We start from the raw sequence: 15942 nt of genomic DNA, 5'->3' as shown, positions 1-15942 counted from the left end.
GGCGACACAGTTACTTTTTCGAAAGCCATACCCGCTAAATGTAGTGCATGGGGTCGACGTTTACTCTTCCAATTCTACTTTTTCTGCTCGCCGGGCTGCTTGTCCTCGCTGCGATCGAGGACGCACGGACGCGGGAGATCGCCAATGCGAAGACCGCCGCGATCGTGCTGCTCGCGCCATTATGGTGGTGGGCCAACGGCCTGTCGCCCTGGCCCGACATGGCGATCCAGATCGGCATCGCCGCGGCGGTCTTCGCGCTGTTCTGCATCGCCTTTCATTTCGGGCTGATGGGCGGCGGCGACGTCAAGCTGATCGTCGCGCTGTCGCTGTGGCTGCCGTTCGGCGCGTTCATGGCGATGCTGATGGTGATGTCGATCGCGGGCGGCGTGCTGACCGCGGGGATGCTGATCGCAAGGAAGCTGGCCATGCGGCGCGCCGATTCGGGCGTCGAAAACGCCGCGATCGAGGTGCCCTACGGCATCGCGATCGCCTTTGCAGGGCTCGTCGCGGTCCACGAACCACTCCTTAACTCCCTGCGGTAGATACTTAATGTTCGATCAATCACACGGCGCCCGAAAGGCACGATGAGTCATGGATAGTCGCAAGCTCATATTGCTGGTCGGTGCGTTGATCGTGGCGGCGGTCACGGCCTTCTTCGCCCGCACGCTGATCGCGGGCAGCGCAGCCCCGCAGGCGACCGCGGTGGCGATGCAGCCTGCCGTGATCGACGGCCCGGAAGTGCTGGTCGCGACTCGCGCGCTGCCGGTCGGCACGATCCTCGATGCGACCGCATTGAAGTTCCAGCCCTGGCCCAAGGAACTCGTCGACAACGCCTATTACCTGAAGGACAAGACCGACCTGAAGGCGCTGCAGGGCACCGTGGTGCGCAACATGATCACTGCGGGCCAGCCGGTGACGCAGGGCGCGCTGGTCAAGCCCGGCGACCGCGGCTTCCTGGCGGCCGCGCTCGGGCCCGGCATGCGCGCGGTGACGGTCCCCGTCTCGGAACAGGCGTCGGTCGCGGGCTTCGTGTTTCCGGGCGATCGGATCGATCTGGTCCTGACCCAGGCGGTTGCGGGCGGCGGCGACGGCGATCCGCTGAAGGTGTCGGAGACGATCATGCGCAACGTGCGCGTGCTCGCGACAGACCAGCGTACCGACAACAAGGTCGGCGACGACGGCAAGACCGTCGTCAGCACCTTCTCGACGGTCACGGTCGAGACGACGCCCAAGATGGCCGAGGAGATCGCAGTCGCGCAGACGGTGGGCACGCTGTCGCTGTCGCTCCGCTCGATCGCGGACAATGCGGGCGAACTCGAGGACGCGATCGCGTCGGGCAGCGTGAGCGTGCCCGCGGGGTCGGATCCCAAGGCGGAGCGCGCGATGCTGCTGCGTCTCGCGAGCCAGCCCTCGTCGGGAGCGAGCAGCTACGTCACCGGCGCGGACGTGTCGCGCTACCAGCGCAGCACCGTGCCGGGCAAGGCGGTCGCGTCCGGCGGTCCGGGCGGCTCGGCACAGATGATGATGCCGGCTGGCGTACCCGGCGGCGCGCCGGCGGGAGCCCCTTCGGGCGCGATCGCGTCGGGCCCGGTCGTCCGGGTCGCCCGCGGCAACAGCATGACCATCGTTCCGGTGGGGGGGAAGTAAGATGCGTACGAGCATGACAGGGATGCGGGCGTCGCTCGGCTGGTCGTTCGCCGCGGTGCTCGCCGCGGCAGGCACCGCGCCCTCCGCGCCGGCCATCGCCCAGGCGCAGGTCTCGGCCGCTCCCGCCGGGCTGGTTCAGGTCAATACCGGGCGTGGCCGGCTGGTGACGCTGTCGCGGCCGATGAGCGACCTGTTCGTCGCCGACGACACGATCGCCGACGTCCAGGTCCGCTCGCCGACCCAGCTCTACATCTTCGGCAAGAAGACCGGCGAGACGACGATCTCGGCGACGGCCAAGGGCGGCGCGATCGTCTACAGCTCGACCGTCCGGGTCGGCAACAATCTCGATTCGATCCAGCAGATGCTCGGGCTGGCGATGCCCGAGGCGCAGGTTGTCGCGACGCCGATGAACGGGTTGGTCCTGCTCACCGGCACGGTCGCCGCGCCCGAGGATGCAGCGGAGGCCGAACGGCTGGTGCAGGCGTTCGTCGGCGATGCAACCAAGGTCCTGTCGCGTCTCAAGACCGCGACGCCGCTGCAGGTCAATCTGCAAGTCCGCGTCGCCGAGGTTTCGCGCAACTTCGTCAAGACGATCGGCGTCAATATTGCGTCAGTCGATCGGACGGGCGGATTTCAGTTCGGCGTGGCGCAGGGCCGCGCCGGGACGTTCAACCCAGGAGGCCCGCTGGGGGTGGGCTTCAACATAGCTCCTTCCAATGGCAGCCTGCTGGAGAAAGCCACCAGCGGCAGCACCTTGGGGTTTGCCGGCAAACTTCTTGGTCTGGATCTTCTCGGTGCGCTCGATGTCGGTGAGACGACAGGACAGGTCTCCACGCTCGCCAACCCGAACCTCACCGCGCTGTCGGGCGAGACCGGGACGTTCCTCGCGGGCGGTGAAGTGCCGATCCCGATCGCGCAGGCGCTGGGCACGGTGTCGGTCGAGTACAAGCAATATGGCGTCAGCCTCGCCTACACCCCGACCGTGCTCTCGGACGGCCGCATCTCGCTTCGCGTCCGCCCCGAAGTGTCGCAGCTCGATTACTCCAATGCGGTCACGCTGAACGGCACGCGGGTGCCAGGGCTGACGACGCGGCGGACCGAGACGACGGTCGAGCTCGGCTCGGGCCAGAGCATGATGATCAGCGGGCTGCTGTCGAACAACCACAACAACACCTACGACAAGACGCCGGGGCTCGCGAGCCTGCCGATCATCGGCGCGCTGTTCCGGTCGAACAGCTTCCAGCGCAACGAGACCGAACTGGTGGTGATCATCACCCCCTATCTGGTCAAGCCGGTCAACAACCCGGCCGACATCGCGCTGCCCACCGACGGCTACAAGGCACCGACCGATGCCGGCCGGGTCCTGCTCGGCGATCTCGGCGGCGGAACGACGGGCGGGCGCCGGCCGGTGCCGAGCGTCGCGCCGATGGGCTATGCCAACCCCGCGATCGGCGCTGCCGCCCCGGTCGGCCCCGTCCCGACCCGCGACCCACAGCAGCCGGCCATCAAGACGGGCACCAAGCCGAACACGAAGACGAGCAAGGGCGCCGCACCGATGCCCGGCTTCTCCAACTGATCCCGCGCCGCGCCATGTTTCAAGGACTTCGCACGATGACGAAACACCCGATCCTGCTGCTATCGCTCGGATCCGCGCTGCTGCTCGGCGGCTGTATGGGAACCGAGAATCGGGGCCTCGAGTCGGTCCACCAGCCGGTCGTGAGCCGCGCCAATTATGCGCTCGACCTCGGCACCGCCGGCGGCACGCTGGCGCAGGGCGAGGCGCGGCGGCTGGCGGGATGGATGACGACGATGCGGGTCGGCTATGGCGACCGCGTCGCGATCGACGATCCTGCGGGCGAAGCACCGATGGCGCGCGCCGAGATCGCCGACGTCGTCGCGGGCTATGGCCTGTTGCTGTCCCCCGACACCCCGGTCACGCAGGCGCCGGTCAGCCCCGGCGCGATCCGGATCGTCGTCACGCGGATGCGCGCCGACGTCCCCGGCTGCCCCGACTGGTCGCGCGACGCGAGCATCGACATCGCCAGCCATACGTCGTCCAACTATGGGTGCGCGATGAACCGCAACCTCGCGGCGATGGTCGCGCGGCCCGAGGATCTCGTCCGCGGCTCCGGCGACGCCGAGACCTATGACCCGGCCTCCTCGTTCAAGGCGATTGATGTGTATCGCCGCGCGGTGCCGACCGGCGCGAACAACGCGCTGCGGTCCGAAACCGCAGGGGGCAAGTGATGAACGCACCCTGGAAGCCCGCTGGCATCGCGCACCGCGAACCCTTCGCCGCCTATGTCTGCGACGAGGCGACCGCCGAGGCACTGCGCCCGATCGCGGCCGAACTCGGCTGGTCGGTCGACAAGGTCAGCAAAGGCGGTCTGCGCAACGCGATCCAGTCGTTGTCGGTGTCCGCCAGCCCGCAGATCCTGTTCGTCGATCTCGCCGAATCGGGCGATCCGCTCAACGACATCAACGCGCTGGCCGAAGTGTGTGAGCCCGGCACGGTGGTGATCGCGGCGGGTCAGGTGAACGATGTCCGGCTCTACCGCGATCTCGTCGCCAGCGGGATCCAGGACTATCTGCTCAAGCCGCTGCACCCCGACATGCTGCGCGAGGCGTTCGGCCATGCGCAGGCGATGCTGAGCGCGCCCAAGCATGTCGAACATGCCCCCGCGCGACCGCAATGCTCGATCGCGATCATCGGCACGCGCGGCGGCGTCGGCGCATCGACGATCGCGACGTCAGTCGCCTGGCTGATCGCGGAGAAGGAACAGCGCGCGACCGCGCTGCTCGATCTCGACGTGCATTTCGGCACCGGCGCGCTGTCGCTCGATCTCGAGCCGGGCCGCGGGCTGACCGATGCGATCGAGAATCCGAGCCGGATCGACGGGCTGTTCATCGAGCGCGCGATGGTCAAGGCGTCGGAAAAGCTGTCGGTGCTGAGCGCGGAGGCGCCGATCAACGCGCCGCTGATGACTGACGGCGCCGCCTTCTACCAGCTGCAGGAGGAGATGTGCGCGGCGTTCGACTGCACCATCGTCGACCTGCCGCGCGGTATGCTGGTCCAGCATCCGCATCTGATCAGCGAGGTCCACCTCGCGGTGCTCGTCACCGACCTGACGCTGGCGGCGGCGCGCGACACGATCCGCCTGCTGTCGTGGATGAAGTCCAACGCGCCCAAGACCCGGGTGCTCGTGCTCGCCAACCGGATGCATGCCGGCGGCCAGCTCGAGATCAGCCGCAAGGATTTCGAGGGCTCGATCGAGCGCCGGATCGATCATGTCGTGGTGTTCGACCAGAAACTCGCGGCGCAGGCCGCCAAGCTCGGCAAGCCGATCGTCGAGGCCGGCAAGACGTCGAAGACGATCGCGCCGATCGTCGCGCTCGTCACCGAACTGATGGTCGCGGTCGATGCCACCGGTACGGAGGCTGCGAGCGCCAAGACGCCCCGCCGGTCGGGCGGCGTCTCGCTGCTCGGCAAGTTCAGCGACCTGAAGGGGCTGATGGCCAAGCGGGCGACCAAGTCGTGACGCCGCGCGGGTCGCGGATGCGCGCCGATCGGGCGCAGAGGGCCTAGGCGGCGATGGACATGCTTCCCGTCATCATGGTCGCGCTGGGCGGCTGCACCGTGCTCGGCCTGCTGGTGTTCGCCTTTGCCGGTCCCTCCACCGGGCGCGCCCAGACACGCCGGGTCGCGTCGCTGCGTCTGCGCCACGGCGATGGCGTTGCCATGCCCGAGGCGCAGATGCGGCGGATCGCGATGGCGGGCGACACGCGGATGGATCTGGCGGTCGGGCGGTTCCTGCCCAACCGTGCCGAGCTTGCCAAGCGGCTGGCGATGACCGGCAAGGACTGGACCGTCGGACAATATGGCATGGCGACCGCGGGGCTGACGCTGGTCGTCGCGTTCCTGATGCTGGTGCGTGGCATGCCGATCTTCCTCGCGCTGTTCGTCGGCCTGTTCGTCGGCATCGGCATCCCGCATCTGGTGGTCGGCAAGGTCCTCAAGCGCCGGGTGGCCAAGTTTACGCAGAAGTTTCCCGACGCGATCGAGTTGCTGGTACGCGGCTTGCGCTCCGGTCTGCCGATCAGCGAGACGATCGGCGTCGTCGGCGCCGAGGTCGATGGTCCGGTCGGCGAGGAATTCCGATCGGTCAGCGACAAGATGAAGATTGGCCGGACGATGGACGTCGCGCTGCAGGAGACCGCGGACCGGCTCGGCACGCCCGAATTCCAGTTCTTCGTCATCACCATCGCGATCCAGCGCGAGACCGGCGGCAATCTGGCCGAGACGCTCGCCAATCTCGCCCACGTATTGCGGATGCGCGCGCAGATGAAGCTGAAGATCAAGGCGATGTCGTCCGAATCCAAGGCGTCGGCCTATATCATCGGCGCGCTGCCGTTCATCGTGTTCGGGCTGATCTGGTTCATCAACGGTACGTACATGCAGAAGTTCTTCATCGACGAACGGCTGATGGTGATCGGCATGGGCGGGCTGTGCTGGATGGCGATCGGGTCGTTCATCATGTCCAAGATGATCAGCTTCGAGATTTAGGAGCAGGATGATGGGTGAGACCGCCGGACCTATGCTGCTCGGATTCGACGTCCTTTGGGTCGCGACGATCCTGTCGGGAATCGCCGCCTTCGCGGTGATGGTGGCGATCTATGCCGCCACCACGGTCAGCGATCCGATGGCCAAGCGGGTCAAGGCGCTCAACGATCGTCGTGAACAGTTGAAAGCGGGCATCACCGCCTCGACCAAGCGCCGTGCCAAGCTCGTGCAGCGCCACGATGCCGCCGACCGTATGCGCGGCTGGCTGTCGTCGATGAAGGTCCTGCAGGACAGCCAGGTCAAGGCGGTCCAGGTCAAGCTGGCGCAGGCGGGGATCCGCTCGAAGGAATGGGCGCCCGCGGTGATCTTCGGCCGGCTCGTCCTGCCGATCGTGATCGGCGGCGCGATGGTCATCTGGGTCTATGGCACGGACGGCTTCGCGACGTGGAGCCCGCTCAAGAAATACGGTCTCGTCGCGGTCAGCTTCATCCTCAGCTACAAGGCCCCCGACCTGTATCTCGACAACAAGATCACCAAGCGCACCGATGCGATCCGCAAGGGCTTGCCCGACGCGCTCGACCTGCTGGTGATCTGCGCGGAGGCGGGGCTGACGATCGATGCGGCGTTCCACCGCGTGGCGCGCGAACTCGGCCGCGCCTATCCCGAACTGGGCGAGGAATTCACGCTGACCGCGATCGAACTGGGCTTCCTGACCGACCGGCGCAGCGCGTTCGAGAATCTCGCCGGCCGTGTGAAGCTCGACGCGGTGAAGGGCGTCGTCACGACGATGGTCCAGACCGAGAAATACGGCACCCCTCTCGCCTCGGCACTCCGCGTGCTGTCGAACGAGTTTCGCAACGAACGGATGATGCGCGCCGAGGAAAAGGCCGCGCGGCTGCCGGCGATCATGACCGTGCCGCTGATCCTGTTCATCCTGCCCGTGCTGTTCGTCGTCATCCTCGGGCCGGCGGCCTGTTCGATCTCGGATGCGTTGCTCAAGAGCTGAGGCAACCCCAGCCGCAGCGGTTCGTTGAGCCCCCGTAACAGGAGGGTTTTCACGATGCCGTTGTTTTCCACACCGACGCAGTTCGCCGCACTGGGGCTGGTCCTGATCGCGGGCTGGCTGCTGGGCCTCGCCAGCCATCCCGGCGGCAAGAAGTGGAAGGCGCGCTATCTTGCCGAGCGCGATGCGCATGGCGCGACCCGCAAGGAGACTGACCTGCGCGCGAGTGCCGCCGAACAGCGTGCGGTCGAGGCCGAGCATGAGAATGCGCGGCTGGTGAAGGCGGCAGCGGCAGCGCCGGTGGCGGCCCCCGTGGCAGCGCCGGTCGCGCGGACGGCGGCGGCGCCCGTCTCGCGGGACCGGGACGTGGCCTATTCGGACGGCTATGCAACGGGCCGGCCGGGCTATGCGACCGACGGCACCAAGCGCGGCTGGTTCGACTTCAACCAGCGTCGGTGAGGATTCGGGGGGCGTTGTTCCCCCACTCCTCGTACTCCCGCGAAGGCAGGAACCCAGTCTGGATCCCCGCCTTTGCGGGGAGGCAGTCTCTTTTTCACTACCCCGGCGGAGGCCGGGGCCCAGATGGGAATGCTAGGTAACTATGGACGGTCCCTAGTTACTCTGGACATTCCACCTGGGCCCCGGCCTTCGCCGGGGTGGTGTGACGTTTCGGGTCGGCGTTACTTCTTTTCGAGCGCCGCCTGCGCCGCCGCAAGCCGCGCGATCGGCACGCGGTACGGGCTGGCCGAGACGTAATCGAGCCCGACCTTCTCGCAGAACGCGATGCTTGCCGGGTCACCGCCATGCTCGCCGCAGATGCCGAGCTTGATGCCCGATCGCGTCTTGCGGCCACGCTCTGCGGCGATCTCGATCAGTTCACCGACACCCTCGACGTCGATGCTGACGAACGGGTCCTTCGCATAGATGCCCTGCTCGACATAGGCGCCCAGGAACCGCGCCGCGTCGTCGCGGCTGACACCCAGCGTCGTCTGCGTCAGGTCGTTGGTGCCGAACGAGAAGAATTCGCCGACTTCCGCGATCTCGCCAGCCCGCAATGCGGCGCGGGGCAGCTCGATCATCGTGCCGACCAGATATTCGATCGTCCGGCCCTTGTCGGCGAACACTGCCTGGGCCGCCTTGTCGACGACCGCCTTCATCAGCTCCAGCTCGCGGCGGGTCGCCACCAGCGGGATCATGACCTCGGGGATCGGGGCCGCGCCGGACTTCTCCGCGACGTCGACCGCCGCCTCGAAGATCGCACGCGCCTGCATCTCGTAGATTTCGGGATAGGTCACGCCGAGACGGCAACCGCGATGGCCGAGCATCGGGTTGAACTCGTGCAGCTCGGCCGCGCGACGCTTGAGCGTGTCGACGTCGATCCCCGCCGCGGTCGCGACTTCGGCGAATTCGGACTCCTCGTGCGGCAGGAATTCGTGGAGCGGCGGATCGAGCAGACGGATCGTCACCGGCAGCCCGGCCATCACCTCGAGGATCTCGGTGAAGTCCTTGCGCTGTTCGGGGAGCAGCTTCTCGAGCGCGGCGCGGCGGCCCTTCTCGTCGCTCGCCAGGATCATCTGGCGGACGTTGGTGATGCGGCTGCTCTCGAAGAACATGTGCTCGGTGCGGCACAGCCCGACGCCTTCCGCGCCGAACTCGCGCGCGACCCGGCAGTCCTCGGGCGTCTCGGCGTTGGCGCGGACCTTGAGGCGACGAACCTCGTCCGCCCAGGTCATCAGCGTGCCGAAATCACCCGACAGCTCGGGCTGCACGGTCGCGACCGCGCCGATCATCACCTCGCCGGTGCTGCCGTCGATCGTGAGCAGGTCGCCCTCCTTCACCTCACGGCCGCCGCAGCGCATGATCTTCGCCTTGGTGTCGATCGACAGCGTCCCCGCGCCCGAGACGCACGGGCGCCCCATGCCGCGTGCGACGACCGCCGCATGGCTGGTCATCCCGCCGCGTGCGGTCAGGATGCCGCGCGCGGCGTGCATCCCATGAATGTCGTCGGGCGAGGTTTCGGTCCGGACGAGGATCACCGCGACGCCGTCGGCGGCCTTCTTCTCCGCCGCATCCGCATCGAACACCACCGCGCCCGAGGCCGCGCCCGGCGAGGCGGGAAGCCCTTTGGTCAGCACGTCGCGCTTGGCATTGGGATCGAGCGTCGGGTGAAGGAGCTGGTCGAGCGCCATCGGCTCGACGCGCAGGATCGCTTCCTCGCGCGTGATCAGGCCCTCATTCGCCATGTCGACCGCGATCTTGAGCGCGGCCTTGGCGGTGCGCTTGCCCGCGCGCGTCTGGAGCATCCAGAGCTTGGTCTTCTCGACCGTGAACTCGATGTCCTGCATGTCGCGGTAATGGTTTTCGAGCGTGTCGAACACGCCCGCGAGCTGGCCGTACACCTCGGGCATCGCCTCTTCCATCGAGGCGGCCTTGGCGCCGGCGTCCTCGCGCGCGACCTTGGTCAGATATTGCGGGGTGCGGATGCCCGCGACGACGTCCTCGCCCTGCGCATTGATCAGGAACTCGCCGTAATAGGCGCGGTCGCCCTTCGACGGATCGCGCGTGAACGCGACGCCGGTCGCCGACGTGTCGCCCATGTTGCCGAACACCATCGCCTGGATGTTGACCGCGGTGCCCCAGCTGGCGGGAATGTCGTTGAGCCGGCGATAGACCTTCGCCCGCTCCGACTGCCACGAACCGAACACCGCGCCGACCGCGCCCCAGAGCTGGTCGTGGACGTCCTGCGGGAAGGGCTTGCCCCAGAGCTTTTCAACAAGGCCCTTATACTCGGTCACCAGCGCGCGCAGGTCGTCCGCGCTCAGCTCGGTGTCGAGCGTGAAGCCCTGGTCTTCCTTGGCGATCTCGAGCGCTTCCTCGAACGCGCCGTGATCGAGCTCGAGGACGACGTCGGCATACATCTGGATGAAGCGGCGATAGCTGTCCCACGCGAAGCGCGCGTCCTCGGCCTTGGCGGCAAGGCCCTCGACCGTCTCGTCGTTGAGCCCGAGGTTGAGGACGGTGTCCATCATCCCCGGCATCGAGGCGCGGGCACCCGAGCGGACCGAAACGAGCAGCGGGTCGGCGGCGTCGCCGAACACCTTGCCGGTCACGCCCTCGATATGCGCGAGGCCGGTCGCGACCTCGTCGCGCAGGCCCTGCGGGAACTGGCCGCCCTCGTCATAATAGACCGCGCAGAAATCGGTCGAGATCGTGAAGCCCGGGGGCACCGGCAGGCCGATCGACGCCATCTCGGCGAGGTTCGCGCCCTTGCCGCCGAGCAGGTTCTTGTCGCCCTTGCCGCCGTCCGAAACACCGCCGCCGAAACGGTACACATATTGGGTCATCGCAGGTCCTCTAGGTGTTGTTGCGCGCAAGGCGGCAGAGATTGTCTTTGCAGGCGGGGCGGGTCAGCCCTCGATCTTCGAAAAGTCCGCGACGTTGTGCACTGCGGCGCGAATACGCTCAAGTAGCGCGAGACGGGCGGAGCGCTTGGCGGGATCGGGGTCGTTGACGATAACGCTATCAAAGAACGCATCGATCGGCGCCCGCAGCGATGCGAGCGCGGCCATCGCCGCGGCGAAATCTTCGCCCGCGATTGCTGCAGTTGCGCGGGGTTCGGCGGCGTCGAGCGCGGACTGGAGCGCGGCCTCTGCGGGTTCGGGCGCATACTGCTCCCTCTCACCTGCGCGGAGAGGGGGAGCAGAAGGGGCTTCCTTCTTCAGGATATTGGCGGCGCGCTTGTAACCGGCGAGCAGGTTCTTCCCGTCCTCGGTCGATATAAAATTCGCAAGCGCTTTGGCCCGCGCTTCGACCCGATCAATGCGGTCGTCGCTTCCAGTGCCCCAACCGGTGGAAGCTTGGACGTAATCATAGCGGATGCCGGCTTCGCGCAGCTGAACGCCGAGGCGATCATGCAGAAAGTCGGAGAGTACTATACCGAGCGCAGCATTCTCTTCCCCAGACCAGGCGCGAGCTGCCGCGTCGATCTTGAATTTGAGATTGGCCGTTTGAATCGTCCGCAAGACACCCAGAGCGGCCCTTCGCAAAGCGAACGGGTCTTTCGAGCCAGTTGGAAATAGCTTCACGGCAAAGAACGAGAATAGCGTATCCAGCTTGTCCGCCAGGCTGACCGCGACCGTCACCGGGTCAGTCGGGACATCATCGCCCTGCCCGACCGGCTTGTAATGGTCGCGGATCGCGGCGGCGACGGCGGGGTGCTCGCCCTGGGCTGCGGCGTAGTAGCCGCCCATCAGGCCCTGCAATTCGGGAAACTCGCCGACCATGCCGGTGACGAGATCCGCCTTGGCGAGACGCGCGGCGCGCTCGGCGAGGGTGGCGAGTTCCGCCCGGACCTCGGGCGCTTCTTCTGTTCCCCGGCGGAGGCCGGGGTCCAGGTGGGAAGGCTGTTGTGACGACGCGACGGCCTCAGCCAAGGCGCCGTTCCCAACTGGGCCCCGGCCTTCGCCGGGGAACGAAGAGGTAGCGGAGGACGAACTCGTACCCCCGACGATACCCTCTTCGACCAACCAGCGTGCGAGCTTGGCGACGCGGTCGACCTTGTCCGCCACCGTACCGAGCTTCTCGTGAAAGACGATCTTCTCGAGCTTATCCGCCTGCTCTTCGAGCGGCATCTTCAGGTCGGTGTCGTAGAAGAACTTCGCATCCGACAGACGCGCGGCGAGGACCTTGCGGTTGCCCTCGACGATCTTCGCGCCACCGTCGTGCGCAGCGATGTTAGCGGTACAGACGAACGCGTTCGCTAGGGTCCCGTCGACGCTGCGGCAGACGAAATATTTCTGGTTCACGCGCGCGGTGAGCTGGATCACCTCGGGCGGCACGTCGAGAAACGCGGGATCGAACCGGCCGAGCAGCGGGATCGGCCATTCGGTGAGCCCGGCATTCTCGGCGACGAGGCCCTCGTCCTCGATCAGTTCGAGCCCGGCCTGCATCGCCGCCTCGCGCGCGTGATCGCGGATCAGCGTCGCGCGCTCGTCCTGGTCGACGATGACGTGGCAGGCGCGCAGCTTCTCGACATAGTCGTGCGCGCCGCCAATCGTGATCTGGTACGGATGGTGGAAGCGGTGGCCGAGCGTGGCAGCGCCGCTTGCGATGCCGGCGATCTCGAACGGCACGATCGTCTCGCCGAGCAGCGCGACGATGCCCTGCAGCGGGCGGACCCAGCGCAGCGATTCGGTGCTGGCGGAGGCATCGCCCCAGCGCATCGACTTGGGCCAGGGAAACGCGCGGACGATCGCGGGGATCGCCTCGGCAAGCACGTCCGCGGTGGCGCGGCCGGGCTTTTCGGTGACCGCGAAGAACGTGCCGCCGCGATCGACCAGCTGCTCGCGCGTGAGGCCGGTCTTGCGCAGGAACCCTTCGAGCGCCTGCGGGGGTGCCGACGTCTTGGGGCCCTTCACCTCTTCGGAGACGGCGGCGGTCTCGATCGGCAGGTCGCGTGCGATCAGCGCCAGGCGGCGCGGCGTCGCGTAAGTGACGATATCGCTGGTGGCGATCCCGGCCTTGGCGAGCTCGGCGCTGAACAGCCTGGCAAGGTCTTCACGCGCCTTCGCCTGCATGCGGGCGGGAATTTCTTCGGAGCGGAGCTCCAGGAGGAAGTCGGTCATTCGGGCTCACCGGTCGGAGCAAAAACACTCTGCGCTCTCTGCGCCTCTGCGCGAGATTCTGTTCGCGCAGAGGCGCAGAGGACGCGGAGAGAAGAAGAGATACAGCCTGCGGCACGAGGACGGGTCATGCCGCCCATCCGTGCTTGTCCATCCACGCAGCGCAGGAGCCTTTGGCGAGGTCGCGGACGCGGCCCATATAGGCCTGGCGTTCGGCGACCGAGATCACACCGCGCGCCTGCAGCAGGTTGAAGATGTGGCTGGCCTTGATCGCCTGCTCATAGGCCGGGATCGGCAGCTTGGCGGCGAGCGAGTTCTCGCATTCGGCGACATGCTTGCGGAACTGGTCGAACAGCGAGTCCGTGTCGGCGACCTCGAAGTTCCACTTCGACATCTCCTGCTCGTTCTCCAGGAACACCTCGCCATAGGTGACCCCGGCGTCGTTGAACGCGAGGTCGTAGACGCTGTCCTTGTCCTGGATATACATCGCGAGCCGCTCGAGCCCGTAGGTCAGCTCGCCCGCGACGGGTTTCATGTCGAAGCCGCCCATCTGCTGGAAATAGGTGAACTGGGTCACCTCCATGCCGTCGCACCAGACCTCCCAGCCGAGCCCCCACGCACCAAGCGTCGGGCTTTCCCAGTCATCCTCGACGAAGCGGATGTCGTGCTTCAACATGTCGATGCCGATCGCAGCGAACGAGCCCAGATACAGCTCCTGAAGGTTCGCCGGCGACGGCTTCAGGATCACCTGATACTGGTAATAATGCTGGAGCCGGTTCGGATTCTCGCCATAGCGGCCATCCGTGGGACGGCGACAGGGCTGGACGAACGCGGCGTTCCACGGTTTCGGACCGAGCGCGCGCAGCGTCGTCGCGGTGTGGAACGTGCCCGCACCCATTTCCATGTCATAGGGCTGCAGGATCAGGCACCCGTGATCACTCCAATAGTCATGGAGCGTGAGGATCATGCGCTGGAAGCTAAGAGGCTTTTTCAGGGGCTGGGTCACGCGCGGGCTTTGGCGGATGGGGGTGCGCGAGGCAAGTGGTGCGTTGCGATCGCGCATCCTACATGGGGCCGACCAACGATGAGGATGCCCTCCCCTTGAAGCTGTTTTCCCGACTCGCGTCGCTTCGCTCCGCCCCGCTGCGCTCGACGCTGTCCGCCATTGCGATGGCGTTCGCGCTGCCCGCCTGCGCGCAGGTCGCGCCGAAACCGGCGCAGGCCGCCAACGATGCCGATCCCGCCCTGTGGGTGGTGAAGGACAAGGACACGACGATCTACCTGTTCGGGACGATCCACGTGCTCAAACCCGGCATGACCTGGTTCGACGAGGCGGTGAAGACCGCGTTCGACCGCTCGCAGCAGGTCGTGCTCGAGCTGGTGATGCCCGATCCCGCCAAGATGCAGACCCTGGTCATGGCGACCGGCGTGACGAAGGACGGGCCGACGCTGACCGAACAGCTGCCCGCGGAGAAGCGCGCGGCCTATGCCAAGGCGGTGACCGATCTGGGGCTGCCGGCAAACGCGTTCGACCGATTCCGGCCCTGGCTTGCGGCGACCAACCTGTCGATCGCGCCGCTGTCGAAGCTTGGCTATGACGCCGCGAACGGGCCCGAGCAGGTGATCACTGCCGCGGCCAAGGCGGCGGGCAAGCCGGTGACCGGCCTGGAGACCGCGGAGCAGCAGCTGGGCTATTTCGGCGGGCTATCGCAACAGGCACAGCTGCAGTTCCTCGGCAGCACGATCGACGAACTGCCCAAGCTCGAGACGACGATGGCGACGATGGTCGACGAATGGGCGAAGGGCGATCCGGAGGCGCTCGCGCGCGAAATGAATGAGAGCCTGAAAGATTCGCCCGAGGTGGCAAAGGCCCTGCTGGTCGATCGCAATGCCCGATGGGCGGAGTGGGTCGCGAACCGGATGAAGTCGCCGGGGACGGTGTTCGTCGCGGTCGGCGCCGGGCATCTTGCGGGCGCCGATAGCGTTCAGGCACAACTGGCGAAGCTCGGCGTGAAGGCGGAGCGGGTACAGTATTGAGCGACTTACCCTCTCCCCTCGGGGGAGAGGGAGGGAGGAGCCGTAGGCGACGGAAGGGTGAGGCACGCGTTTGTGGCACACCGTGCCCTCACCCTCCCACGTGCAAATGCACGCGGGCCCCTCCCTCTCCCCCGAGGGGAGAGGGTGTAGTTGATTAAAACGTGCACTTCCGCTATGCGCCCGCGCTTCCGGTCCATGGTCATCCCTGGAGGCGTGGGCGGGAAGAACAACAAACGAGTTTCGGAGAATATTGATGAGCGACCAGTTGACGCTCGCAGCCGAGACGCGTGACCGGGTTGGCAAGGGAGCCTCCCGGGCGCTGCGTCGTGATGGCCGCGTGCCTGCCGTGATCTACGGCCTGAACAAGGAACCCACCTCGGTTCACCTCGAGGAAAAGGCGCTGATGAAGGCGCTGATGACCGGCCACTTCATGAATTCGGTCGTGATGGTCAACGGCGTGCGCACGCTGCCCAAGGACGTTGCGTTCCACCCGGTCACGGATCGCCCGATCCATGTCGATTTCCTGCGCATCGGCGAGCATTCGACCGTCACCGTCGCGGTGCCGATCGTGTTCACGGACGAAGACGATGCCCCCGGCATCAAGAAGGGCAAGGGCGTCCTCAACATCACGCGTCATGAGATCGAGCTGGTCGTCGACGCATCGGACATCCCGAGCGAGATCTCGATTTCGCTCGCCGGCATGGAAATCGGTGATTCGATCCACATCAGCGACGTGACGCTGCCCAAGGGCGCGACGCCCGCGATCGACGACCGCGACTTCGCGATCGCCACGATCGTGCCGCCGACCGTCCCGACCGTCGAGGACGAAGAGCTCGAGGCTGAAGTCGCCGAGGCGCAGGCTGCCGAGGCTGCTTCGGACGAAGAGCCCGTGGTCGAGCCTAACGACGATCACAATGACGACGACAAGATCACGCCGCAGAAGAAGGACTAATCTCCTTCGTCTTCGGATGATCTGGCGGGCGGGAAAGCTAGGGCTTTCCCGCCCGTTTCGTTTTGCAAGCCATTCCGCCCACCCAAAAAACCGTCATCCCCGCGCAGGCGGGGATCCAGAC

General features: G+C 66.6%; 13 protein-coding genes. 10 read left to right on the top strand and 3 right to left on the bottom strand.

Annotated features, from left to right (window positions below; genetic code table 11):
- Positions 1–47: 47 nt before the first annotated feature.
- The 8 genes from SOM18_RS05600 to SOM18_RS05565 are packed head-to-tail and all read left to right on the top strand — an operon-like array spanning position 48 to position 7670.
- On the top strand, positions 48–542 hold the full coding sequence (locus SOM18_RS05600; protein ID WP_031395063.1) for an A24 family peptidase: 495 nt from the start codon (positions 48–50) through the stop codon (positions 540–542).
- A 49-nt stretch (positions 543–591) separates the two neighbouring features.
- A complete protein-coding gene (cpaB, locus tag SOM18_RS05595; protein ID WP_031441592.1) occupies positions 592–1647 on the top strand; it encodes a Flp pilus assembly protein CpaB in 1056 nt (351 codons plus the stop codon).
- Between the two features lies 1 nt (position 1648).
- Positions 1649–3223 (top strand): type II and III secretion system protein family protein, encoded by a 1575-nt coding sequence (locus tag SOM18_RS05590; protein ID WP_031441591.1) that lies wholly within the window; start codon positions 1649–1651, stop codon positions 3221–3223.
- A gap of 35 nt (positions 3224–3258) precedes the next feature.
- Positions 3259–3894: a CpaD family pilus assembly protein gene (locus SOM18_RS05585; RefSeq protein WP_031441590.1), complete on the top strand. Its 636-nt coding sequence runs from the start codon at positions 3259–3261 to the stop codon at positions 3892–3894.
- Positions 3894–5186, top strand: coding sequence for an AAA family ATPase (locus SOM18_RS05580; protein WP_031441589.1), 1293 nt, complete (start codon positions 3894–3896; stop codon positions 5184–5186). Before SOM18_RS05585 ends, SOM18_RS05580 begins: the two co-directional genes overlap by 1 nt.
- A 53-nt stretch (positions 5187–5239) precedes the next feature.
- Entirely contained in the window at positions 5240–6211 is a 972-nt protein-coding gene (locus SOM18_RS05575; RefSeq protein WP_031441588.1) for a type II secretion system F family protein, read from the top strand.
- 7 nt (positions 6212–6218) lie between these two features.
- The gene (locus tag SOM18_RS05570; RefSeq protein WP_192070668.1) at positions 6219–7214 is read left to right on the top strand and encodes a type II secretion system F family protein; all 996 of its coding nucleotides are present in this window, start codon (positions 6219–6221) and stop codon (positions 7212–7214) included.
- Positions 7215–7268: 54 nt separating this feature from the next.
- Positions 7269–7670 (top strand): hypothetical protein, encoded by a 402-nt coding sequence (locus SOM18_RS05565; RefSeq protein ID WP_042467591.1) that lies wholly within the window; start codon positions 7269–7271, stop codon positions 7668–7670.
- Positions 7671–7891: 221 nt separating this feature from the next.
- On the opposite strand, the gene ppdK is transcribed toward SOM18_RS05565, so the two are convergent.
- The 3 genes from ppdK to SOM18_RS05550 all read right to left on the bottom strand — a co-directional run bounded on the left by ppdK (position 7892) and on the right by SOM18_RS05550 (position 13799).
- Positions 7892–10555, bottom strand: a complete 2664-nt coding sequence (gene ppdK / locus SOM18_RS05560) for a pyruvate, phosphate dikinase (RefSeq protein ID WP_031441587.1) — start codon at positions 10553–10555, stop codon at positions 7892–7894.
- A gap of 63 nt (positions 10556–10618) precedes the next feature.
- Positions 10619–12835, bottom strand: coding sequence for a glycine--tRNA ligase subunit beta (gene glyS, locus SOM18_RS05555; RefSeq protein WP_031441586.1), 2217 nt, complete (start codon positions 12833–12835; stop codon positions 10619–10621).
- A gap of 124 nt (positions 12836–12959) precedes the next feature.
- Positions 12960–13799 (bottom strand): glycine--tRNA ligase subunit alpha, encoded by an 840-nt coding sequence (locus SOM18_RS05550; protein ID WP_031441585.1) that lies wholly within the window; start codon positions 13797–13799, stop codon positions 12960–12962.
- Between the two features lie 203 nt (positions 13800–14002).
- On the opposite strand from SOM18_RS05550, the gene SOM18_RS05545 reads away from it, so the two are divergent.
- Positions 14003–14869, top strand: a complete 867-nt coding sequence (locus SOM18_RS05545) for a TraB/GumN family protein (protein ID WP_042467609.1) — start codon at positions 14003–14005, stop codon at positions 14867–14869.
- A 253-nt stretch (positions 14870–15122) separates the two neighbouring features.
- Positions 15123–15821 carry a 50S ribosomal protein L25/general stress protein Ctc gene (locus SOM18_RS05540; RefSeq protein WP_037529604.1) on the top strand — a complete coding sequence of 233 codons (699 nt, stop codon included), beginning with the start codon at positions 15123–15125 and terminating at the stop codon, positions 15819–15821.
- Positions 15822–15942 lie beyond the last annotated feature (121 nt).

The sequence above is a fragment of the Sphingomonas sp. CFBP9019 genome, from assembly GCF_034045155.1.
GTDB classification, from domain to species: Bacteria; Pseudomonadota; Alphaproteobacteria; order Sphingomonadales; family Sphingomonadaceae; genus Sphingomonas; species Sphingomonas aerolata.
Note: the sequence above shows the minus strand (reverse complement) of the source record. Positions and strands in the feature narration are given on the sequence as shown.